Annotated in this window: 22 protein-coding genes; 6 read left to right on the top strand and 16 right to left on the bottom strand. The window is 71.9% G+C overall.

The annotated features are described in order from the left end of the window. Nucleotides 1–719 precede the first annotated feature (719 nt). From ABZ459_RS09920 to ABZ459_RS09900, 5 genes are all read right to left on the bottom strand, one after another. Nucleotides 720–1424, bottom strand: coding sequence for a VIT1/CCC1 transporter family protein (locus ABZ459_RS09920; RefSeq protein ID WP_357968171.1), 705 nt, complete (start codon nt 1422–1424; stop codon nt 720–722). After that, nucleotides 1421–2458 (bottom strand): prolipoprotein diacylglyceryl transferase, encoded by a 1038-nt coding sequence (gene lgt, locus ABZ459_RS09915; protein WP_357968168.1) that lies wholly within the window; start codon nt 2456–2458, stop codon nt 1421–1423. Before lgt ends, ABZ459_RS09920 begins: the two co-directional genes overlap by 4 nt. A gap of 27 nt (nt 2459–2485) precedes the next feature. Next, nucleotides 2486–3250 carry a thioredoxin domain-containing protein gene (locus ABZ459_RS09910; RefSeq protein WP_357968166.1) on the bottom strand — a complete coding sequence of 255 codons (765 nt, stop codon included), beginning with the start codon at nt 3248–3250 and terminating at the stop codon, nt 2486–2488. Beyond that, nucleotides 3222–3731, bottom strand: coding sequence for a MauE/DoxX family redox-associated membrane protein (locus tag ABZ459_RS09905; protein ID WP_357968163.1), 510 nt, complete (start codon nt 3729–3731; stop codon nt 3222–3224). The genes ABZ459_RS09910 and ABZ459_RS09905 overlap by 29 nt, the downstream gene beginning before the upstream one ends. Before the next feature lie 144 nt (nt 3732–3875). Continuing rightward, on the bottom strand, nt 3876–4715 hold the full coding sequence (locus ABZ459_RS09900) for a helix-turn-helix transcriptional regulator (RefSeq protein WP_357968161.1): 840 nt from the start codon (nt 4713–4715) through the stop codon (nt 3876–3878). A 106-nt stretch (nt 4716–4821) separates the two neighbouring features. Here ABZ459_RS09900 and ABZ459_RS09895 point away from each other — a divergent pair, with 106 nt between their 5' ends. Then, on the top strand, nt 4822–6549 hold the full coding sequence (locus ABZ459_RS09895) for a beta-galactosidase family protein (protein ID WP_357968158.1): 1728 nt from the start codon (nt 4822–4824) through the stop codon (nt 6547–6549). A gap of 82 nt (nt 6550–6631) precedes the next feature. Here ABZ459_RS09895 and trpA read toward each other — a convergent pair whose 3' ends face one another. The 9 genes from trpA to ABZ459_RS09850 all read right to left on the bottom strand — a co-directional run bounded on the left by trpA (nt 6632) and on the right by ABZ459_RS09850 (nt 13133). Further along, nucleotides 6632–7426: a tryptophan synthase subunit alpha gene (gene trpA / locus ABZ459_RS09890; RefSeq protein WP_357968156.1), complete on the bottom strand. Its 795-nt coding sequence runs from the start codon at nt 7424–7426 to the stop codon at nt 6632–6634. An 85-nt stretch (nt 7427–7511) separates the two neighbouring features. After that, entirely contained in the window at nt 7512–8717 is a 1206-nt protein-coding gene (trpB, locus tag ABZ459_RS09885) for a tryptophan synthase subunit beta (RefSeq protein ID WP_357968511.1), read from the bottom strand. A gap of 38 nt (nt 8718–8755) precedes the next feature. Next, entirely contained in the window at nt 8756–9595 is an 840-nt protein-coding gene (trpC, locus tag ABZ459_RS09880) for an indole-3-glycerol phosphate synthase TrpC (protein WP_125630391.1), read from the bottom strand. 119 nt (nt 9596–9714) lie between these two features. Next, nucleotides 9715–10146, bottom strand: a complete 432-nt coding sequence (locus ABZ459_RS09875) for a DUF2752 domain-containing protein (RefSeq protein WP_357968154.1) — start codon at nt 10144–10146, stop codon at nt 9715–9717. 19 nt (nt 10147–10165) lie between these two features. Further along, complete coding sequence (locus tag ABZ459_RS09870; RefSeq protein WP_357968152.1) at nt 10166–10738, bottom strand: CD225/dispanin family protein; 573 nt, start codon at nt 10736–10738, stop codon at nt 10166–10168. Between the two features lie 144 nt (nt 10739–10882). Beyond that, complete coding sequence (locus ABZ459_RS09865) at nt 10883–11587, bottom strand: DUF4190 domain-containing protein (protein WP_357968150.1); 705 nt, start codon at nt 11585–11587, stop codon at nt 10883–10885. A 108-nt stretch (nt 11588–11695) separates the two neighbouring features. Next, nucleotides 11696–12394, bottom strand: coding sequence for a TIGR02234 family membrane protein (locus ABZ459_RS09860; RefSeq protein ID WP_357968147.1), 699 nt, complete (start codon nt 12392–12394; stop codon nt 11696–11698). An 11-nt stretch (nt 12395–12405) separates the two neighbouring features. After that, entirely contained in the window at nt 12406–12741 is a 336-nt protein-coding gene (gene hisI, locus ABZ459_RS09855) for a phosphoribosyl-AMP cyclohydrolase (protein ID WP_357968144.1), read from the bottom strand. An 8-nt stretch (nt 12742–12749) separates the two neighbouring features. Then, the gene (locus ABZ459_RS09850) at nt 12750–13133 is read right to left on the bottom strand and encodes an STAS domain-containing protein (RefSeq protein ID WP_357968142.1); all 384 of its coding nucleotides are present in this window, start codon (nt 13131–13133) and stop codon (nt 12750–12752) included. 133 nt (nt 13134–13266) lie between these two features. On the opposite strand from ABZ459_RS09850, the gene ABZ459_RS09845 reads away from it, so the two are divergent. Both ABZ459_RS09845 and ABZ459_RS09840 read left to right on the top strand, forming a co-directional pair. Further along, nucleotides 13267–14103 carry an MEDS domain-containing protein gene (locus ABZ459_RS09845; RefSeq protein WP_357968139.1) on the top strand — a complete coding sequence of 279 codons (837 nt, stop codon included), beginning with the start codon at nt 13267–13269 and terminating at the stop codon, nt 14101–14103. Nucleotides 14104–14107: 4 nt separating this feature from the next. Beyond that, nucleotides 14108–14485 (top strand): ATP-binding protein, encoded by a 378-nt coding sequence (locus ABZ459_RS09840; RefSeq protein WP_357968137.1) that lies wholly within the window; start codon nt 14108–14110, stop codon nt 14483–14485. A 24-nt stretch (nt 14486–14509) separates the two neighbouring features. Here ABZ459_RS09840 and ABZ459_RS09835 read toward each other — a convergent pair whose 3' ends face one another. Both ABZ459_RS09835 and ABZ459_RS09830 read right to left on the bottom strand, forming a co-directional pair. Beyond that, nucleotides 14510–16288 carry an ABC transporter ATP-binding protein gene (locus tag ABZ459_RS09835; RefSeq protein WP_357968134.1) on the bottom strand — a complete coding sequence of 593 codons (1779 nt, stop codon included), beginning with the start codon at nt 16286–16288 and terminating at the stop codon, nt 14510–14512. Beyond that, nucleotides 16285–18087 carry an ABC transporter ATP-binding protein gene (locus tag ABZ459_RS09830; RefSeq protein WP_357968509.1) on the bottom strand — a complete coding sequence of 601 codons (1803 nt, stop codon included), beginning with the start codon at nt 18085–18087 and terminating at the stop codon, nt 16285–16287. Before ABZ459_RS09830 ends, ABZ459_RS09835 begins: the two co-directional genes overlap by 4 nt. Nucleotides 18088–18204: 117 nt before the next feature. Here ABZ459_RS09830 and ABZ459_RS09825 point away from each other — a divergent pair, with 117 nt between their 5' ends. The 3 genes from ABZ459_RS09825 to ABZ459_RS09815 all read left to right on the top strand — a co-directional run bounded on the left by ABZ459_RS09825 (nt 18205) and on the right by ABZ459_RS09815 (nt 20598). Further along, nucleotides 18205–18849, top strand: coding sequence for a TIGR03085 family metal-binding protein (locus ABZ459_RS09825; RefSeq protein WP_357968131.1), 645 nt, complete (start codon nt 18205–18207; stop codon nt 18847–18849). Between the two features lie 163 nt (nt 18850–19012). Further along, entirely contained in the window at nt 19013–19174 is a 162-nt protein-coding gene (locus ABZ459_RS09820; RefSeq protein ID WP_185844438.1) for a hypothetical protein, read from the top strand. 62 nt (nt 19175–19236) lie between these two features. Then, nucleotides 19237–20598 carry a glutamine synthetase family protein gene (locus tag ABZ459_RS09815; RefSeq protein WP_357968128.1) on the top strand — a complete coding sequence of 454 codons (1362 nt, stop codon included), beginning with the start codon at nt 19237–19239 and terminating at the stop codon, nt 20596–20598. Nucleotides 20599–20637 lie beyond the last annotated feature (39 nt).

The raw sequence follows: 20637 nt of genomic DNA, 5'->3' as shown, positions 1-20637 counted from the left end.
CGCCTCTCCGCCCTCCTGGGCACGCCTGCCCCGGCCGGACTCCGTGCCTGCCTGGGTGCCTGCCTGGGAACGTCTGCCCCGCTGGGAACGCCTGCCGCGCGGCGCCTCGGCGTCGTCGGCGGGCGCGGGCGTCCCAGGCCCAGCGGGCTGCGCGGCCCAATCCGACCCCTGCGATCCGGACCCAGCGGACCACTGCGCGCCGGACCCCTGAGAGCCGGGACCAGCAGGCCACTGCGCATCCGAGCCCTGGGAACCGGAACGAGCCGCCCACTGCGCGTCGGAGCCCTGCGGGGCGGGGTGAGAGGGCCAGGCGGCGTCGGAGCCCTGAGGGGCCGATGGCCGGGGGGCCCAGCCCGCGTCGGGGAGCTGTTGGGGGCGGGCGGCGCGGCGGGCCGCCCAGAGGTCCTGTCCGCCGTCGCCGCCGGCCGTCGGCTGCTCGGGCGCCGCGGCCTCGGCGGCGCGTGCGGCGGAACGGCGACGAGCCCTCCCGGCCCCCGCGCCACGCCCGCCGCGCGAACCACCGGCTCGCCCGCCGCCGGCCCCACCAGAAGCGCCGGAAGCACCGGGCGCGCCGGGAGCAGCGCCGGAATGCCCGGAACCGTCATAGGCCCCGGGAGCACCGCCATACCCGCCGGAAGCGCCGCCGGAGTTGAAGGCGCCGCCGGTGCCCGGAGTGTGGTCGCCGGCGCCGGAGGAGTCGCCGGAGCGTCGTCCCGATCTCACAGTCCCGACGTCCCGATCAGGTTGCCCAGCCCGTACGTGATGCCCGCGGCCACCGCGCCCACCACGAGCTGACGCAACCCCGAGTACCACCAGCTGCGCGCCGTCACGGCGGACACCAGCGCGCCCGCCCCGAACAACGCCGCGCACGACACCACGGCCGACAAGGTAAGCCCCTCGACTCCGAACAGGTACGGCAGGAGCGGCAGCACCGCCCCCACACTGAACGACAGGAACGACGACACGGCCGCCACCTTCGGCGAGGGCAGCGCGCCGGGAACGACACCCAGCTCGTTCTGGGTGTGGACCTCAAGGGCCCGCTCGGGATTGCGGGAGATCTGCCCGGCCACCGCCGCGGCGAGGTCGGGCTCCACCCCCTTGTCCACGAACGACTGAGCCAGCTCGGCCAGCTCGGCCTCCGGGTTGCCGGCGAGCTCCCGCTGCTCCACGGCGATCTCGGCCTGGGCCAGTTCGCGCTGGCTGGCCACGGAGACGTACTCGCCGCCCGCCATGGACAGGGCCCCGGCCGCCAGCCCGGCCACGCCGCTGAGGGCGACGACCTTGGTGCTGGCGGTGCCGCCCGCGACGCCGGCGATGAGCGCGAAGTTCGACACCAGGCCGTCCATCGCGCCGAACACCGAGGGCCGCAACCAGCCCCCGCTGACGTCGCGATGACGATGGTGGATCTCCGCGCCGCCGGTCATCGCGGGTTCTTCTCCTTCGTCGCGGCGTCGTCGTCCGCGTCGTCGTCCGCGTCGGTGCCGGAGGGTTCGGCGGGCTCGGCCGAGTCGGCCGGACCGTCGCCCTCCTCGGAACGATCGGCAGCTTCGGCCGCCACGACGGCCGGCGCGTCGGACGAGCCGGGATCGGCCTGGCCGCTCTCGTGCGCCGGGTCCACCGTCAGGTCGAGCGGCACGACCCGCTCCTCGGTGTCCTTGTTCCTGGTCACCCAGAGGTAGACCAGCGCGCCGACGAACAGCACGATGGACGTCCACTGGTTGAGCCGCAGGCCGAGGAAGGTCACCGCGTGGTCGACCCCGCCGACCGGGTCGATGCGCAGGCCCTCGATCCAGAAGCGGCCCAGCGTGTAGCCGGCGACGTAGAGGGCGAACAGCCGCCCGTGCCGCAGCGTGAACCGCTTGCCCGCCAGGATGAGCAGGAAGCCGAGCGCGACGTCCCACAACGACTCGTACAGGAAGGTCGGGTGGTACAGGACGCCCGGCTCGCCGCCGTGATCGACGTCGATCTCCAGGCCCCACGGCAGCGTGGTCGGGCCGCCGTAGAGCTCCTGGTTGAACCAGTTGCCCCAGCGGCCGATGGCCTGCGCGAAGGCGATGCCCGGCGCGACCGTGTCGGCGACGGCGCTCATGGAGATGCCGCGCTTGCGCACGGCCCACCACACGCCGACGCCGCCGAGCGCGATCGCGCCCCAGATGCCGAGCCCGCCCTCCCAGATGAACAGGGCCTGGTACGGCTCCTTGATCGCACGGCTGCCGAAGTAGGTCTGCCAGTCGGTGATGACGTGGTAGAGCCGGCCGCCGATCAGACCGAAGATCACCGCGGGGACGGCGATGTCGATGATCGTCCCCTTCTGGCCGCCGCGGGCGACCCAGCGCCGCTCGCTCAGCCAGACGGCGACGACGACGCCGAGCACGATGCACAGTGCATAGGCCCGGATCGGGATGATTCCGAGATACCAGACCCCCTGGGAAGGGCTGGGAATCGAGGCTAGGGGCATGTCAGGTGAGGGTAGCGCAGCCTGCGGCTACTTGGCGGCCTTCGTGACCGCATCGCGAAGTTGCTGCGGCGAGAACGCCGCCTCGCCGATGCTGGTGCCGTTGAGCTTCACGGTGGGCGTGCCCTCGATCGCCTGCTGTCCCATGATCTTCGTACTGTCGGTCAGCACGGCGGGAGCGTGCTTCTGGGACGTGACGCAACTCTCGAAATCGGGCGAGGTGACCCCGGCCTCCTTGCCCCACTCGACGAGCTGGCCGGTCTTGAACCCCTCGACGGTCTCGGCCGGCTGGTTCTTGTAGATCAGGTCGTGGAAGGCCATCCACTGCTTGCCGTCGGCGACGCAGCGGGCGGCCGCCGCGGCGCGTACGGAGTTGCCCTTCGTCGGCTCCCTGGAGAAGATCGTGATGGGATGGAAGACGACCTTGGCTTTGCCCTCGGCGGCCAGGTTCTTGAACGTCGAGCCGCTGACCCGCTCCAGCTCCTTGCAGACCGGACACTGGAAGTCCTCGTAGATGTCGACCACCGGCTGGGTCACCCCCGCCTGGGCCATCACCGCGCTGCCGTCGGGCTGCAGGGTGATCGGCGCGAGCGCGGCGCCGGCCTCCTCCGACTTGGAGGAGCTGATCGTGTACCACGCGCCGAGGCCGACCGCGGCCACCGCGACCACGGCCGCCGTGGTGTAGGTCACCAGCTTCTTGCGCTTCTCCTGGGCGCGGGCGGCGGCCTGCTGCTCTCTGATCTTCTCGCGCGCCGACATGTTCCGGTCAGACTTGGTGCGCTGCGCTTTGCTCATCCTCGATCTCCTCTTCGTCACCTGTGTCCTCCTCGGCACCCGCCAGTCCGAGCGCCCCGTCGAGGGCGAACCGTCCCGGCGGGAAGCGGGCTGTCCATGCGCCGAGCAGCACCAGGCCGAAGTCGCGCAGGATGTCGAGCAGGTAGGCCGGCTCTTGTCCTGTCTCCAGCTGGCCGCCGCCGCCGAAGCAGCCGCAGTCGATCCGCAGGCCGTGCGCCCAGGCCCAGGCGATGCCGAACACGAAGGCGAACATGAGCAGCGCGGCGATCACCGCTGCCACCCTGGTCAGCAGACCGACGACCAGGAGCACGCCGACGACGATCTCCAGGATCGGCAGGACGTAGCCCACCATCTCGGCGATCGACTCGGGCAGCAACTGGTACGCCTTGACCGCGACCACGGAGTCGGACGGATTGCCGATCTTCAGCGCCCCCGCCGCGATCAGCACGCCCCCCAGGATCAGCCGGGCGACGGTCGTCACCCAGGGTATCGCCGATCTGCCGTTGTGTGACGGTTGTGACGCGGCCACGGGTGATCTCCTCTTTCTCTGCGCCGGGAATGCGCACAGTACCGGGACATCATCCGATCACGCTCGGGATAAGCGTCGGCTAAGGCAGAGTCCCGTTCATGAAATGGTAGGAAGTCCACGATACTGCTGCGCCCGGAATTCGCTCGGCGGCAGACCGGCGCGGCGGGTGAACAACCTGGTGAAATAGGCCGGGTCGTCGTAGCCGACGCGGCGGGCCACGGCGGCGACCGGCAGGTCCGTGCCGGCCAGCAGGTCCTTGGCCCGGTTGAGCCTGATCGACAGCACGTAGTCCTTGGGGCTGCATCCGGCCAGCCGGCGTACGGCGCGGCGCAGCTCGGTCAGCGGCATGCCGAGGCGCCTGGCGTGCTCGGCGACCGGCACCGGCAGGCAGGCGTCCCTGGCCAGCCCGGCCAGCACCGGGTCGCCGTAGGGGTCCTCGTCGGCGCGGCTGCGCCTGAGGGCGACCAGGACCTCGTGCACGATGGCCGAGGTCTCCACCTCCAGGTACGGGCCGCCCCTGCGGCACGCCTGGGCGATGCGGCCGATGGCGTGGGCGGCCGGTTCCGCCGTGGTGAGCGGGGTGACCGGGTTTCCGGCGTCCACGAAGCCGAGGTCCTGGTAGGCGGTGGCGGCGGGGCCGGTGAAGTCGACGAACCACTCGTCCCAGCCGGCCTCGTCGGGCGCGTAGTGGTGGCGTACGCCGGGCAGGAGCCAGATGACGGCGGGCGCGACGACGTCGACGACGGGCCCCTCACCCTGGCAGAACCAGCCGCGGCCCGCGGTCACCAGGACGGCGACGTGGTGCTGCAGGGTGCGCGGCCCGACCGTGGGCAGCCGTCCCTCCTGGCGCCCGACGCCGAGGCACACCAGGCCGAGCCCGCGATGGGCGGGCGCCGGGGTCAGGTACTGCATCCACTTGTCGTAGGGCGGGGTCATCCGGTCTCCGCGGGTGAGTCCAACAGGTTGTCTGGGTTTGTCCATGGCCGTTGACCTGCGGTCTTGGCAAGGTTGCGGGGCGCGAAATCCTATCGGAGGAAGAGTTATGGGTGTTTTCTCGGTCGAGAACGGAGTGTTCCGGCTCGACGGCGCGGAGTTCAGGGTGTTGTCGGGCGCCATGCACTACTTCCGGGTGCATCCCGGGCAGTGGCGGCACCGGATGGCGATGCTGCGGGCGATGGGGCTGAACACCGTCGAGACGTACGTGCCGTGGAACCTGCACGAGCCGCGCAGGGGCGAGTTCCGCCGGATGGAGGAGCTGGGCGCGTTCCTGGACGCGGCGGCCGAGGAGGGGCTCCTGGCGATCGTACGGCCGGGGCCCTACATCTGCGCCGAATGGGACAACGGCGGCCTGCCCGCCTGGCTCACCGGCCGGATCAGGACCTGCGACCCCGAATACCTGGGCCACGTGGACCGCTTCTTCGACCGGCTGCTCCCGCAGGTCGTCGAGCGGCAGGTGACCCGCGGCGGCAACGTGATCATGGTCCAGGTGGAGAACGAGTACGGCTCCTACGGCAGCGACCTGGCCTACCTGCGCCACCTGGCCGACGGCCTGACGGCCAGGGGCGTCGAGGTGCCCCTGTTCACCTCCGACGGCCCGGCCGACTGGTACCTGACCGGCGGCACCCTGCCGGGCGTGCTGGCCACGGTGAACTTCGGCTCCGACCCCGACCGGGCGTTCGCCGCGCTGCGCGAGCACCGGCCGGACGATCCGCCGTTCTGCATGGAGTTCTGGTGCGGCTGGTTCGACCACTGGGGCCACAAGCACATGACCAGGGACGCCGGTGACGCGGCCGCCGTCCTGGAGCGCATCCTCGAGCTCGGCGCGTCGGTGAACCTCTACATGGCGCACGGCGGCACCAACTTCGGCACCTGGGCGGGCGCCAACCAGGCCGGCGAGCGGGCGATGGGCGACTGGCGGCCGACCGTGACCTCCTACGACTACGACGCGCCGATCGACGAGCGCGGGGCGCCGACCGAGAAGTTCTGGCGCTTCCGCGAGGTGTTGTCGCGGTACGCGGGCGAGCCGCCGGCGGTGCCGCCGGTCCCGGCCGTGCTGCCGCCGGCGACGTTGCGGCCGGTCCAGTCGGTGTCGCTGGGCGACGCGCTGGAGGCGGTGGCGGGGGCCGAGGTGAGCGCGCCGGTGCCGCCGTCGTTCGAGGAGCTGGGGCTGGAGCACGGGCTGGTGCTGTACCGGGGGGAGGTGCCGGGGCCGCGCGGCGCGTACCGGCTGCGGCTGCCCGGCCTGCGCGACCGGGCGCACGTGTTCGTGGACGGCCGGCTCGCCGGGGTGTTCGAGCGCGACGCCGAGGAGCCGGAGGTGACGGTGTCCGGCCCCGCCACGGTGGAGCTGCTGGTGGAGTCGATGGGGCGGACGAACTACGGGCCGCTGACCGGCGAGAGCAAGGGCCTGACCGGCGGGGTCCTGCACCACCAGCAGTACCTGAACGGGTGGAGCGCACGGCCGATCCCGCTGCAGGACGTCTCCGCGGTGCCGTTCGCCGACGGCTCGCAGGCCGGGCCCAGGTCGTTCTTCCGGTTCGTCCTGGAGGTGGACGAGCCCGCCGACACGTTCCTCGCGCTGCCCGGCTGGGGCAAGGGGTACGTCTGGGTGAACGGCTTCTGCCTGGGCCGCTACTGGGACCGCGGCCCGCAGCGCACCCTCTACGTCCCGGCCCCGCTGCTGCGCGCCGGGACGAACGAGATCGTCGTCCTGGAGCTCGACCAGGTGGGCCCGACCCTGGAACTACGTACGGAACCCGACCTGGGCTGACCCCGGCGGCACGGTGAGCGAAAGGCGCGTCCCCCACTCGGGAACGCGCCTTTCGCGACGATCGGGACAGCCCGGAGAAGGCTCAGCGGCGCACGCCGCGCGCCATGTCACCGGCCAGCGCCATGATCGACTCGCGACCGGCGGCCTCGTCGGGCGCGTCGAGGATGCGGCGGATGAACGCCGACCCCACGATCACGCCGTCGGCGTAGCGGGCCACCTCGGCCGCCTGCGCGCCCGTGCCGACGCCCAGGCCCACGCACACGGGCAGGTCGGTGTGCGCGCGGGTGCGCTTGACCAGGCCCTCGGCCGCCGAGTTCACGCTCTCCCTGGCGCCTGTGACGCCCATCAGCGAGGCGGCGTAGACGAAGCCGGTGCAGCAGTCGACCACGGCCTTGATGCGCTCCTCCGTGGAGCTGGGCGCCACCAGGAACACCGTGTCGATGCCCGCCGCGGCCGAGGCGGTGCGCCACGGCTCGGACTCCTCCGGCGTCAGGTCGGGCGTGATCGTGCCCACGCCGCCCGCGTTGGCCAGGTCACGGGCGAACCGGTCGGCGCCGTAGCGGTCGATCGGGTTCCAGTACGTCATGACGAGCGTGGCGGCCCCCGTGGCGGCGACCCCCTCGACGGTGCGCATCACGTCGGCGATGCGGGTGCCGTTGACCAGCGAGCGGTGCACCGCGTCCTGGATCGTCGGCCCGTCCATGAGCGGGTCGGAGTAGGGCAGGCCGATCTCGATGACGTCGCAGCCCGCCTCGACCAGGGCCGCGGCGGCGGCGATCGCGCCGTCCTTGGACGGGAAGCCGGCTGGCAGGTAGCCGACGAGCGCGGCCCGGTTGTCCGCCTTCGCCTTGGCGAAAACCGTCTGAAGAGTCGTCATGTCTGTCCGTTTCGAAGGTCGAGTCCCACCATGATGCCCTGCCGCAGGCCGTCTCACGGTCACCCGCGCCGCGCGGCCGAGGGCGTCAGAGGTTGAAGTACTTCATGGCGGTGCCCATGTCCTTGTCGCCGCGGCCGGACAGGTTGACCAGGATCGTCGACCCGGCTCCGAGCTCGCGGCCCAGCTTCAGCGCGCCCGCCAGCGCGTGGGAGGACTCGATGGCCGGGATGATGCCCTCGGTCCTGGCCAGCAGCGAGAACGCCGCCATGGCCTCGTCGTCGGTGATGCCGTGGTAGGTGGCGCGGCCGGAGTCCTTCAGCCAGGCGTGCTCGGGGCCGACGCCCGGGTAGTCGAGCCCGGCCGAGATCGAGTGGGACTCGATCGTCTGGCCCTCGTCGTCCTGGAGCACGTACGTGCGCGAGCCATGAAGAACGCCCACCGAGCCGGCGGTGAGGGTGAGCGCGTGCTCGCCGCTCTCCAGGCCGTGACCGGCCGCCTCGTAGCCGTGCAGGGCCACGCCCTCGTCGCCGATGAAGGCGTGGAAGATGCCGATGGCGTTGCTGCCGCCGCCGACCGCCGCGCACACCGCGTCGGGCAGCGCGCCGGTCAGCTCCAGCATCTGGCGACGGGCCTCGACGCCGATGATGCGGGCGAAGTCGCGCACGATCTCGGGGAACGGGTGGGGGCCGGCGACGGTGCCGAACAGGTAGTGGGTGGTGTCGACGTTGGTCACCCAGTCGCGGAACGCCTCGTTGATGGCGTCCTTCAGCGTCTTGGAGCCGTTGTGGACGGGCACCACGGTGGCGCCGAGCAGCTTCATCCGGGCCACGTTGAGCGCCTGGCGCTCGCAGTCGACCGCGCCCATGTAGATGACGCACTCCAGGCCGAGCAGGGCGGCCGCGGTGGCCGTGGCCACGCCGTGCTGGCCGGCGCCGGTCTCGGCGATCACCCGCTTCTTGCCCAGGCGCCGGGTCAGCAGCGCCTGGCCGAGCACGTTGTTGATCTTGTGCGCGCCGGTGTGGGTGAGGTCTTCCCGCTTGAGCACGATGCGCGCGCCGCCGGCCTCCTGGCTGAAGCGCGACACGTCGGTCAGCGTGGTCGGCCGGCCGGCGTAGGTGCGCAGCAGGTGGTCGAACTCGCGCAGGAACTCGGGGTCGGTCTTGGCCTTGTCGTAGACGGCGGCCACCTCGTCGAGCGCAGGGATGAGCGCCTCGGGCACGTAGCGGCCGCCGAAGATGCCGAACTTGCCGTGCAGGTCGGGGTCGTTGCCGTACGCGGCGCCGCCGGCCAGGTCGGCGGCGCTGAGGATGGAGCCTTCGTTAGCCACTGCTATCCCTCTGCTGAGTGGTCGGGGCGCGTCGACGGGTGAGCGCCGGCGGTCACCAGCGCCTCCACTGCCTTGCGCGGATCCTTGCCGGTGACCAGGCTCTCCCCCACCAGGACGGCGTCGGCGCCACCCCTGGCGTAGGCGAGCAGGTCGTGCGGGCCGCGCACGCCCGACTCGGCGATCTTGATCACATTATCCGGGATCTTCGGCGCCAGCTTCGCGAAGACGTCGCGGTCGACCTCAAGAGTCTTCAAATTACGCGCATTGACCCCGATGACCCGCGCCCCGGCGGCGACCGCCCGCTCCAGCTCCTCCTCGGTGTGCACCTCGACCAGCGGGGTGAGCCCGATGGACTCGGCCCGCTCGATCAGCGACACCAGCGCCTCCTGCTCCAGGCAGACGACCATCAGCAGCGCCAGGTCGGCCCCGTGGGCGCGGGCCTCCCAGAGCTGGTAGGAGGTGAGGATGAAGTCTTTACGCAGAATGGGGATGTCGACGCGGGCGCGGACGGCCGCAAGGTCCTCCAGGCTGCCCCCGAACTTGCGCCGCTCGGTCAGCACGCTGATCACGTGGGCACCGCCGGCCTCGTAGTCGGCCGCCAGCGCGGCGGGGTCGGCGATGGCGGCGAGCGCGCCCTTGGACGGGCTCGACCGCTTGACCTCGGCGATCACCGAGATCCTGTCACCCCCGAGGGCGGCCATCGCGTCTCTGGGCCCCTGGGCCCGCTCGGCTCGCCGCTTGAGCTCGTCGATCGACACGGCCTGCTGACGTGCGGCGAGATCGGCGCGCACCCCTTCGAGGATGTCGTCGAGGACACTCGGTCCTTCCGTCCGCTCACTCACGCGCTTGGGGTCCCTCCGGTTGACAGTGGGGGTGGCAGAGAGTTCGCCTCGCGTCCGCTCTCGGCCTTGTCCTGCGATGGTATCGGCCCCACCGGGGTCACCTCGCCACAGGGCCCGTACTACGGCGCGAGGAACGCCCCGAAGGGGAGGTTTCGGACGACCCAGTAGACCATCACGACCGTGAGGAAGGCCCACAGCCACGCCGGATGGGCCAACGTGGTGCGCCGCGGCCTGCCCTGCCACGCCCGTACGACCCACCGGCCCCACCAGAACAGCAGGAACGGGATCATGGCGACGGCCAGCGGATTGAGCCCGAGGGCGGCCAGCGGGTCGAGGTGGGCCAGCGCGTGGACGGTGCGCAGCGTGCCGCAACCCGGGCAGTAGAGACCGGTGACCCACAGGAACGGGCAGGTCGGGTAGTGGCCGGGCTGGTTGGGGTCGACCACGCCGACCACGCCGAACACGGCCCCCGCCGCGGCCGCAACACCGAGCGGCGCGAGCAGGCCCTTCAGCCGCCCCGTCCCCCGCCGCCCGGTTGTTGCGATGTCCATGCTTCCAGTATCCCGTCCGTCAGTACGAGCCGTAGCTGCTCGTCGAGGCGGCGAGCAGCACGAACACCACCACGTAGAAGATGATGAGCAGGACGATGGCGATGGCGCCGAAGATCAGGCTGCGCTTCCACCAGGTCTTGGCCTCCTCGGCGGCCTGCATGGCGCCCTGGATGTCGCCGACCTGCCACTTGGAGTTGACCTGCGACGACTTCACGATCGCCACGATGCCGAGCGGCAGGCAGCAGAACAGGGTGGTGAGGATCGCCGGGACCAGCTGGTTGTCCGGCGGGGTGCCGCCGCCGCCGGGGCCGTAACCGCCACCGGGGTAGCCACCGGGCGGCTGCCCGTAACCGCCACCAGGGGGCTGGCCGTAGCCGCCACCGCTCGGGGGCTGCTGGCCGTAGCCGCCACCGGGGGGCTGCTCACCATAGCCGCCGCCACTCGGGGGCTGCTGGCCGTAGCCGCCGCCGTAACCGCCGCCGCTGGGCGGCTGCTGGCCGTAGCCGCCACCACCGCTCGGCGGCTGCTGCCCGTAACCGCCGCCGGGCGGCTGGGCGCCGTAACCGCCGTCGCCCTGGTTTCCGTAACTCATGCTCGTGACTCCTCATGTCGTCAGCGTGAAGCGAGTTGCGCGCGGCAGCCTAGCGATAAAGCATCCCCTACGTGGACTAACGCCCACGTTGCGGACAATTCGTAATCACACCGCAAGCGGGGCGTCACGCTGCGCCCCGCCCGTTCACGAGTAGTCGCTGACGGAGGCCGCCGAGCCGATGCCGATCAGGGTCAGCCAGAACCCGCCGAAGAGGATCCAGAAGAGCACGAACAGCACGACCATGATGTAGGAGGTCACCAGGCCGCCCATGGCCATGCCCTGGCCCTCCTCCCCCGAGCGCTTGATGCGGTTGAGCGCGATGTGGCCGAGGATGACGCCCACGATGCTGGTCGCGCCGCAGGTGATCAGGCCGACGATGCCCAGGATGAGCGAGGCCACCGCCATGCCGTTGGTGGAGCGGGGCTGCTGCGGCGCGCCGTACTGGCCGTAGCCGGGCTGGCCGTAGCCCTGCTGACCGTAACCCTGTTGTCCGTAGCCGGGCTGGGCGTAACCGCCGCTCGGGGGCTGCGGCTGCTGGCCGTAGCCGAGGGGCTCCTGGGGGTAGCTCGGCGGCTGCTGGTTGTAGCCGTAACCGCCGCCGCTGGGCGGCTGCTGGTTGTAACCGCCGCCGGTGGGCGGCTGCTGGCCGTAGCCGCCCCCGCTGGGCGGCTGCTGGCCGTATCCCCCGCCGTTCTGCGGCTGCTGACCGTAACCCCCGCCGCTCTGGGGCTGCTGGCCGTAACCCGGGCCCTGGCCGTGGCCGCCGCCGGTGGGCGGCTGCTGGCCGTAGCCTCCGCCGGGGGGCTGCGCACCGTAGCCCCCGCTGCCGCCCTGGTCCCCGTAGCTCATGAGCCTGGCTCCTCTTGTCTTTTGGCGAGTTGCACCGGCAGCTTATTGAGAAAACGTTTGCCAAGCAGACAGAGGTTCAGAACCGTGGAGATTTCGTAACTACCGACCTCAGCGGCGGTCCGGGGACTCCGTCGGGTCGTCGCCGCGGTCGAGCGCGTCCCACAGCTCGCGGTCCTCATGGTGCCTGCGAGCCGTGGCCGCGACCGCGCCTGCCCCCTCGCCGGCCCGCTCGCCCGTCGCGTCGGCCGCCCTGTCGTAGCGCGACGACATGCCCGCCCACCTGCCGCCGCGCACCGCGGCCAGCACACCGCCGGCCAGGAGCAGGAACGCGCCGAGCCCGGCCACGACCGGCCACCCCGGCACCGGCTCCCAGGGCAGGCCGGCCACCGCGCGGACCGCGTTGTGCTCGCGCAGCCAGCCGGTCACGGTGGCCGAGGCCAGCCCCGCCCACGTGCCCGCCGCCGCGCCCGCGCCGCAGAGCGCGACCAGCGCGCCGACGACCCGGCGCCCGGCGCCCTTGGTCGCCAGCACGGCCACCACGCCCGCCAGCCCCGCCAGCCCCAGCGGCGAGAGCACGGGGCTCAGGTCGCCGCCGGTCGGCGCGACCGCGTCGGCGGCCTGCGCGCCGAGCACCCGCACCCAGACCTGACCGGCCGCCAGCAGCACCAGGCAGCTGCCCAGGACGGTCAGCGCCAGCCACGCCCACAACTCGCGCCGCCCGTTCCCGGAACCCTTGCCGGAGACCTCACCGGACGCCGTGCCGGACGCCGTGCCGGACGCCGTGCCGGACGCTGCGTCGGACGCCATGTCGGGGGCCACTAACCGAGCAGACCGGCGTCGAAGCAGGTGCGGTCACCGGTGTGGCACGCGGCGCCGACCTGGTCGACCTTGAGCAGGATGGTGTCGCCGTCGCAGTCGAGGGCCACGCTCTTGACGTGCTGGACGTGCCCGGAGGTGTCGCCCTTGACCCACAGCTCGTCGCGGCTGCGCGACCAGTAGGTGGCCCGGCCGGTGGTGAGCGTGCGATGCAGCGCCTCGTCGTTCATCCAGGCCATCATGAGCACCTCGCCGGTGTCGTGCTGCTGGGCGATGGCGGGCACGAGGCCGTCCGGGTTGCGCTTCAGCCGCGCGGCGATCTCGGGGTCGAGGGACATGGTGCCATTCAACCAGCCCGCCCTCGTGCTCCCGCCTCCGGCTGGGCCAGCGCCTGCGACAAGGTGTCATGGATCGGGAACAGGGCCGCCAGGTTCGTCCTGCGCAGCCGCCGCAGCACCTGGCCGTCGGAGGCCACCAGCGCCATCGTGCCGTCCCTGTCGCGCAACGCGGCGAGCTGGCGCACCAGGACCCCGAGCCCCGTGGTGTCGATGAAGGTCAGCCCGGTCAGGTCGACCACCAGCCGCGTGCCGTCGGCCACCACCGCCTCGTCGAGGCACCTCCTGACCTGGGCGACGTTGTCCACGTCAACCTCGCCCGTGAGGGCGACCACCACGATGTCCCCGTGCCTGCTGTGCGTCGTCTCCAGAACGTCCACGCCCATGCCTTTCATGACCCTTCCTGGGCGGCCCCGCCGAAAACGTACACCGGCGAGAACGGGTAACGGTGTGTTTTGCCGAGAACGCGCTACGTGATCGCGGGCATCACGGTAATTTCTAGGCGACGCGTGCTAGGGAGGACACATCGTGGTGCACGTCGCGGGCTCGGTCCTCGACCCGGATCTGGGGGACCACGTCTGCCTGCCGTTCGAGGGCGAGCGGGAGCGCATGACGACGACCAGGCAGTTCACACTCAACGGGCTGCGCCGCCGGACCAAGGTGGTGATCATCACCCATGCGGAGACCCCGGAGCGCACCCGGGGCTGGCTGGCGCCGCTCGTCCCGGGGTTCGACGACGCCGAGGCGGCCGGGCAGGTGGAGATCCTGTCCTGCGCCGACACGCACTTCACCGACGGCCGCCTCGACCCCGACCGCCTGCTGCACGGCCTGGCCGACGCCCACCACCGGGCGCGCAGGCACGGCCAGCACGGCGTCTACGCCCTGATCGACGCCTCCTGGGGAGCGCGCGACGCGCAGGCCCAGGCGGCGTTCGAGGCCGCCGCCAACGAGCTGTTCGGCGAGCGCTGGCTGGCCGCGGTGTGCCAGTACGACCGCGAGCTGTTCCCCCTCGACGCCATCGAGCGGGCCACCGCGGTGCACCCCATCGCGCCCGAGCAGGCCCTGCTGCGCTTCGCCAACACCTCCTCGCCGCCGGGGCTGCGGGTGTGGGGCGACGTCGACCTCACCAACAGGCCGGCGTTCGGCTCGGTGTTGTCGCCGCTGGAGAAGGAGCCGGGGCAGGTCGTGATCGACGCCTCCCACCTCGACTTCATCGACGCCGGCTCGGCCCGGTTGCTGACCGTCACGGCCGCGGCCAGGCCGTCCGGCTCGACCGTGGTCGTCTGCGCCGAGCGGGTGGCCCGGGTGCTCCGGCTGGTCAGGGCCGACTCGCACGTCGTCGTCCGCCGGGTGGGCGATGGGTAGGCAGGTGCTCCGAGCGACCTTCGCGCGCGGGCGCATCACGTTTCTGCGCAGGGCCGTGGCCGAGCAGGCCGCCTACGAGGGGCTGAGCGGCCGGCGGCTGGAGGACTTCGTGCTGGCGGTCAACGAGGTCACCACCAACGCGGTCCTGCACGGCGGCGGCCAGGGGCGGCTGCGGTTGTGGTCGGGCGAGGGACGGCTGTGGTGCGAGGTCACCGACCAGGGCCCGGGGCTGCCGCCCGGCTGGATGGGCGAGGCGCGCCCGCCCGCGGGGCTGGAGTTCCGCGGGCGGGGGCTGTGGCTGACCCGGATGTTGTGCGACCACATCACGATCGTGTCCGGTCCCGCGGGCACGAGCGTGACGTTCGCCGCCGCCCTCGACTAGGAACGCGCGTCCAGGAACGCGTGCCTAGGAGTGCGCCGCCGAGACCCAGGAGGCGTGCAGGTCGGCGTAGACGCCCGGCTGGGTGACCAGCTCGGCGTGCGGGCCGCGCTGCACGAGGCGGCCGGCGTCGAACACCAGCACCTCGTCGGCGTTCTCCGCCGTCGAGAGCCGGTGGGCGATCGAGACGGCCGTGCGGCCCCTGGTGACGCCCTCCAGCGCGCGGGCCAGGCGCACCTCGGTGGCCGGGTCGACGGCCGAGGTGGCCTCGTCCAGCAGCAGCAGGTCGGGGTCGGCGAGGTAGGCGCGGGCCAGGGCGACGAGCTGGCGCTCGCCCGCCGACAGCGACTCCCCGCGCTGGCCGACGGGCGTGTCCAGGCCCGCGGGCAGTCCCTCGACCCAGTCGGCCAGGCCCAGCTCGGTCATCGCGAGCTGGATCTCCTCGCGGGTCGCCGGCGGCCTGCCGTACCGGACGTTGTCCTCCAGGGTGCCGTCGAACAGGAAGCCGTCCTGGGGGACCATGACGATGCGTTCGCGCAGGGAGGAGAAGCGCACGTCGCGCAGGTCGTGGCCGTCCACCGTGACGCGGCCGCCGACCGGGTCCATGAGCCGGGTCAGCAGCTTGGCGAACGTGGTCTTGCCCGACCCGGTCTCGCCGACGACGGCGACGCGCGAGCGCGGCGGGATCTCCAGCGAGACCTCGCGCAGCACGGGCGGGCCGCCCGGGTAGGAGAAGTGCACGTTCTCGAAGGCCACCGAGATCGGGCCCCTGGGCAGCTGCACGCCCTTCTCGCCGGGGTCGGCGACGTCCGGCGGGGTGTCCAGGACGCCCAGGATGCGGCGGTACCCGGCCACCGCGTTCTGGGCCTCGTTCAGCACCTCGGTGGCGGTCTGCAGCGGCGAGACGAACAGCGTGACCAGGAAGAGGAAGGCCACCAGCTTGCCCGCGGTGATGTCGCCGGACACGCCGAGCCTGACCCCGAGCAGCACGATCCCGGCGATGGCCAGCGCGGCGACGATCTCGGTCAGCGGGAAGACGAAGCCGACGATGGTCTGCGCCTTGATCTGCGCGGTCCTGTTGGCGTCCACCGCCTTGTCGATGCGGTCCGCGGTACGCCGTTCGGAGGCGTAGGCCCTGATGACGGCGGCGCCGACGACGGACTCGCTGACCGCGGCGAGCATGTCGCCGGTCCGCTCGCGCACGGTCGTGTACGCCCGCGACAACAGCCGCTGGAACCGCGGCAGCGCGATCATCAGCGGCACGAAGCACACCCACACCAGCAGCGTGAGCTGCCAGGAGTAGACCAGCATGAGCACGCTGGCCACGAAGAGCTGGCCGAACGCCACGATGATCATCAGCCCGCCCCACTGCATGAACGTGCTGATCTGGTCGATGTCGTTGGTGACCCGCGAGACCAGCGCGCCGCGCCGCTCGCTGTTCTGGGTGAGCACCGACAGGTCGTGCACGTGCCGGAACCCGCGCACGCGCAGGCTGGCCAGCGACGACTCGGTGGCCTTGTACAGGCGCACGTTCATGATGTACCCGGCCAGCGCGGTCAGCAGCACGGCCGCGGCGCACACCAGGACGGCCCGGGTGATGTACGGCAGGTCCGGCGTGCCGCTCTTGATGCCGGTGTCGATCGTCTGCTGCACCGCGATCGGCACGATGATCTTGCCGATGGTCGCCACGACGGCCAGTCCGAGCGTGCCGGCCAGCCCCTTGCGGAACTCGGGGGTGAGCGACAGGCCGTGCCAGATGGTGGCCAGCGCCGACCGCTCGACGTTGCCCTGGAGCGCCTCGCTCATGCGCTGACCTCTTCCTCTTCCTCTTCGGCGTCCTGGGCCAGCGACAGGTCTATGGCGGCCCGTTCGGCCTCCTCGCGCTCGTAGGCGGTCACCAGGTTGCGGTATCCGGGGCAGCGCACGAGCAGTTCCTCGTGGGTCCCGCGGTCCACGACCCGGCCGTGGTCGAGGTAGACCACCTCGTCGGCCAGGGCGATGGTGGCCATCCGGTAGGCGACGACCACGACGGTGGAGGCCTCCGCGCTGTCGCGCAGCCCGTGCAGGATCTTGGCCTCGACCTGGGGGTCCACGCTGGAGGTGGCGTCGTCGAGGATGAGCAGGCGCGGGCGGCGGACCACCGCGCGGGCCAGCGCGACGCGCTGGCGCTGGCCGCCGGACAGCGACGCGCCGCGCTCGCCGACGCGGGTGTCGAGCCCGTCGCCCAGGCGGCCGACGAAGCCGTCGGCCTGGGCCAGGCGCAGCGCCGCCCACACGTCGTCGTCGCCGGCGTCCAGGCCGAGCGCGACGTTGCCGCGTACGGTGTCGTCGAACAGGAACGTCTGCTGCGGCACCAGCGCGGCGGAGCCGGCGATGGCGCCATAGGGCAGGTCGCGCACGTCGACGCCGTCGAGCAGCACCTGCCCGGAGTCGGGGTCGACGAGCCGGACCAGGAGCTGGACCAGGGTCGACTTGCCCGACCCGGTCGGCCCCACCAGGGCCACGGTACGGCCGGGCGGCACGTCGAAGGTGACGTCGTGCAGCACCTGGGCCTGGCCGTAGGCGTAGGACACGCCGGCGACCTTCAGCTCGGCGGGCCCGGACGAGTCCACGGGCGTGTCGCCGTAGTCCATGGAGCCCTCGGCGTCGAGCACGGCCTGCACCCGCTGCCAGCCGACGACGCTGCGCGGCAGTTCGGCCAGCACCCAGCCCAGCGCCCTGATCGGGAAGGCCAGCAGCGTGAACAGATAGGCGACCTGCACCAGGTCGCCGGAGTCGATCGAGCCGGTGGACAGGCGCAGCGCGCCGACCGCGAGCACGGCGAGCACGCCGATCGTGGGCAGCGCCTCCAGCATGGGGTCGAACAGCCCGCGCACCCGGCCGACGGCGATGTTGGCGTCGCGCAGCTCGTGGGCGCGGCGGCGGAACCGGTTGGTCTCCAGCTCCTCGCGGCCGAGGGTCTTGATGACCAGCGCGCCGTCGAAGCTCTCGTGCGCGATCTCGCTGACCTCGGCGCGCAGCTGCTGGGCGCGGGTGGCCAGGGGGCTGAGCCGGCGCTGGTAGACCAGGTTCAGCACGGCGATGGCCGGAAAGATCAGGAAGCCCACCAGCGCGAGCACGAGGTCGGTGAACACCATGGCGACGGCCGCGGTGAACAGCATGACCAGCACGCCGACGGCCATCGGCAGCGGCGCGAGCGGCGCCCAGGCGGCCTCGGCGTCGGCGCTGGCGTTGGACAGCAGTTGCCCGGTCGGGTGCCGGTGGTGCCAGGACAGCGGCAACCGCAGGTACTGCTTGGTCACGTCCCTGCGTGACCTGGCCTGCATGCGGTACTGCACGACGCCGGCCAGGATGCGCCGCCCCGCGACGCCGATCGCCTTGAGCAGCGCGGTGCCGATGATCAGCAGCGTGCCGGTCCACAGGGCGCCGGTGGTGGTCCGGCCCTGGTCGAAGGCGGGCAGCACCACGTTCTGCGTCGCCCAGCCCAGTGCCCAGGCCGAGGCGACGGTCATGCCGCCGTAGACCGCGCTGGCCAGCGCGGCCATCGCGAACACGGCTCTCTCCGTGCGAATGGCCACCCCAAGGACACGCAGCCCTTGACGCATGACGGCCGAGGTGACCTTGCTCGCCACTCGGTATTTTTCCCTTCAAACGTCGATATTTCTATCTATGTCCCTATCACGTCCGATCGTCTCCTTATTCCCACAGGTAGGCTTGGCCGGGTGACTCACGCTCGTGGCGAACGCGCCGCGCTCTGCGACCTGTTCGACCGGCTCGGCCCCGACGCGCCCACGTTGTGCGAGGGGTGGACCACCTACGACCTGGCCGCCCACCTCGTTCTGCGCGAGCGCCGGCCGGACGCCATGGGCGGCATCGGGATCAGCGCGCTGGCGGGCTACACCGCCTCGGTGCAGAACGGCCTGAAGGCCAGGCACCCCTACCCCGAGCTGGTCGGCATCGTGCGCCGGCCGGGCGGCGTCTACGGGCTGCTGCCCTTCCTGGACAAGGCGGTCAACACGCTGGAGTTCTACGTCCACCACGAGGACGTGCGCCGCGCCCAGCCCGGATGGGAGCCGCGCGAGCTGCCGGCCGACCTCGACGAGCTCATCTGGAAGCGGGTGTCGGCGGGCGCCCGGCTCATGCTGCGCCGCTCGCCGGTGCGCCTGGTGCTGCGCCGCACCGGCGGCGGGGCGGGACCCGGCGGGGTGGCGCTCGGCGGGGCGCGGGAGGGCGCCAAGGTTCAGGTCACCGGCACGGCCCAGGAGCTGCTGCTGTTCTGCTTCGGCCGGCAGGAGCACGCCCGGGTGGAGCTGACCGGCGACGACGCGGCGGTGAGCCGGGCAACCGAAGCCCGGCTCGGATTCTGACCGAAACCCTCGGCCCAGAAACCCCTCGTCTTAAACCTCCAGCCCGTACGATGGCACAGGAAAGAAGCCCCCCGGTTAGGATCTTGGACATCTTCACAGAAGATGACCGTGATCGCCCAGATCCGGGTATATACGGCTGGGAATGGACTGCAGGAGGCCCCCCATGCAGGTCAAGAAGGTGGCTACGTACGTTCTGGTGGCGTTCGTGGTCTTCTACCTGTTCACCCGGCCGGCCCAGGCGGCGGCCGCGGTCAACGGCGTGTTTGACGGAATTGTCCAAGGAGCCAACCAATTGGCGGTCTTCTTTACGAATGTTCTGACCTGATGTTCGCGTTCTGTCCGCGCTAGGTGCTTCCACGCGCTGACAGATCGTGTTACGCAGGCAGGATGAGAGATCGCCCCAGCGGCACCAAGATCAATCAGCTCGATCCGCAGGCCCGGCGCGTCCTCGAACGAGCAGAGCTTGAGGGCATCGAGCTGATCCGTTTCCTGTACGCCGACCACGGTGGCGTGGTCCGTGGCAAGGCGGCGTCCCGGTCCCGGTTGGCCGAACGGCTCAACTCGGGCATCGGGCACACGGTGGCCATGATGGCGATGAACATGCTCGACCAGCTTCAGGAGGTCGAGCATCTGGGTCCGGTGGGCGAGGTTCGCATTGTCCCCGACCCGGCCACGTTCGTCCCGTTGCCCCATGCACCGGGCGCCGCCGCGATGTTGTCGGACCTGCGCCGGCCCGACGGCTCACCGTGGGAAGCCTGCGCGCGGACGTTCCTCAAGGACGCCGTGGCGGAGCTGGCCGGCGACGGCTACCGGATCGAGGCGGCCTTCGAGCCCGAGTTCACGCTCGGCCGCCGCCTGCCCGACCCCACCGGCGGCCCCGACCGGCTGGTCCCGCTCGACGACTCTCTCTGCTATGCCGGCACGGGCTTCGACACCGCGCACGACTACACGATCAAGCTCGTGCGCGCGCTGGAGACCCAAGGCCTGCGCGTCGAGCACTACCATCCCGAGCTCGGCCCCGGCCAGCAGGAGCTGTCGGTGCACCACGCGCCCCCGCTGCGCGCCGCCGACAACCACGTGCTCTACCGGGAGACCGTGCGCGGCGTGGCGATGCGCATGTCGATGTGGGCCTCGCTGGCCCCCAAACCCCTGGCCGACCAGGCCGGCAACGGCGCCCACCTGCACCTGTCGCTGTGGCGCGACACCCAGAACCTGTTCGCCGAGGACGGCGAGGACCGCGCGCACTTCATCGGCGGCCTGATCGCCCACCTGCCCGGCCTGACCGCCCTGACCTGCGGCAGCGTCAACAGCTTCCGCCGGCTCTCACCCCGCATGTGGTCCAGCGCCTACGCGGTCTACGGCCCCGACAACCGGGAGGCGGCCGTCCGCGTGTGCTCGCCGCTGGGCGAGAGCGGCGAGCCGAACCTGGAGCTGAAGCCGTCGGACTCCTCGGCCAACCCGTACCTGTCGCTCGGCGCGGTCATCCACGCCGGGCTCGACGGCATCCGCCGCAAGCTCGACCCGGGCGAGGCCGTGGACGTCGATCCCGACACCGTGCCGGACCGCTATCCCCGCCTGCCCGGATCCCTGGCGGAGGCGCTCGACGCGCTGGAGGCCGACGAGGTGCTCATGGAGGCGCTCGGGCCGTTGCGGCGCAGCGCGTACCTGGCGGTCAAACGTTCCGAGGCGGCCGCGTTCGCCGCCAAAGACGCCTCCTACGAGCTCTTCCACCACATGCGGGTGTTCTGACCGGCCGCCGGCCCCGCGCGGGCGGGGCCGGCGGGCGGC

This window comes from Nonomuraea sp. NPDC005692 (assembly GCF_040631115.1).
Classification (GTDB): domain Bacteria; phylum Actinomycetota; class Actinomycetes; order Streptosporangiales; family Streptosporangiaceae; genus Nonomuraea.
The sequence above is the reverse complement of the archived record's forward strand: the minus strand, read 5'-3'. Positions and strand labels throughout refer to the sequence as shown.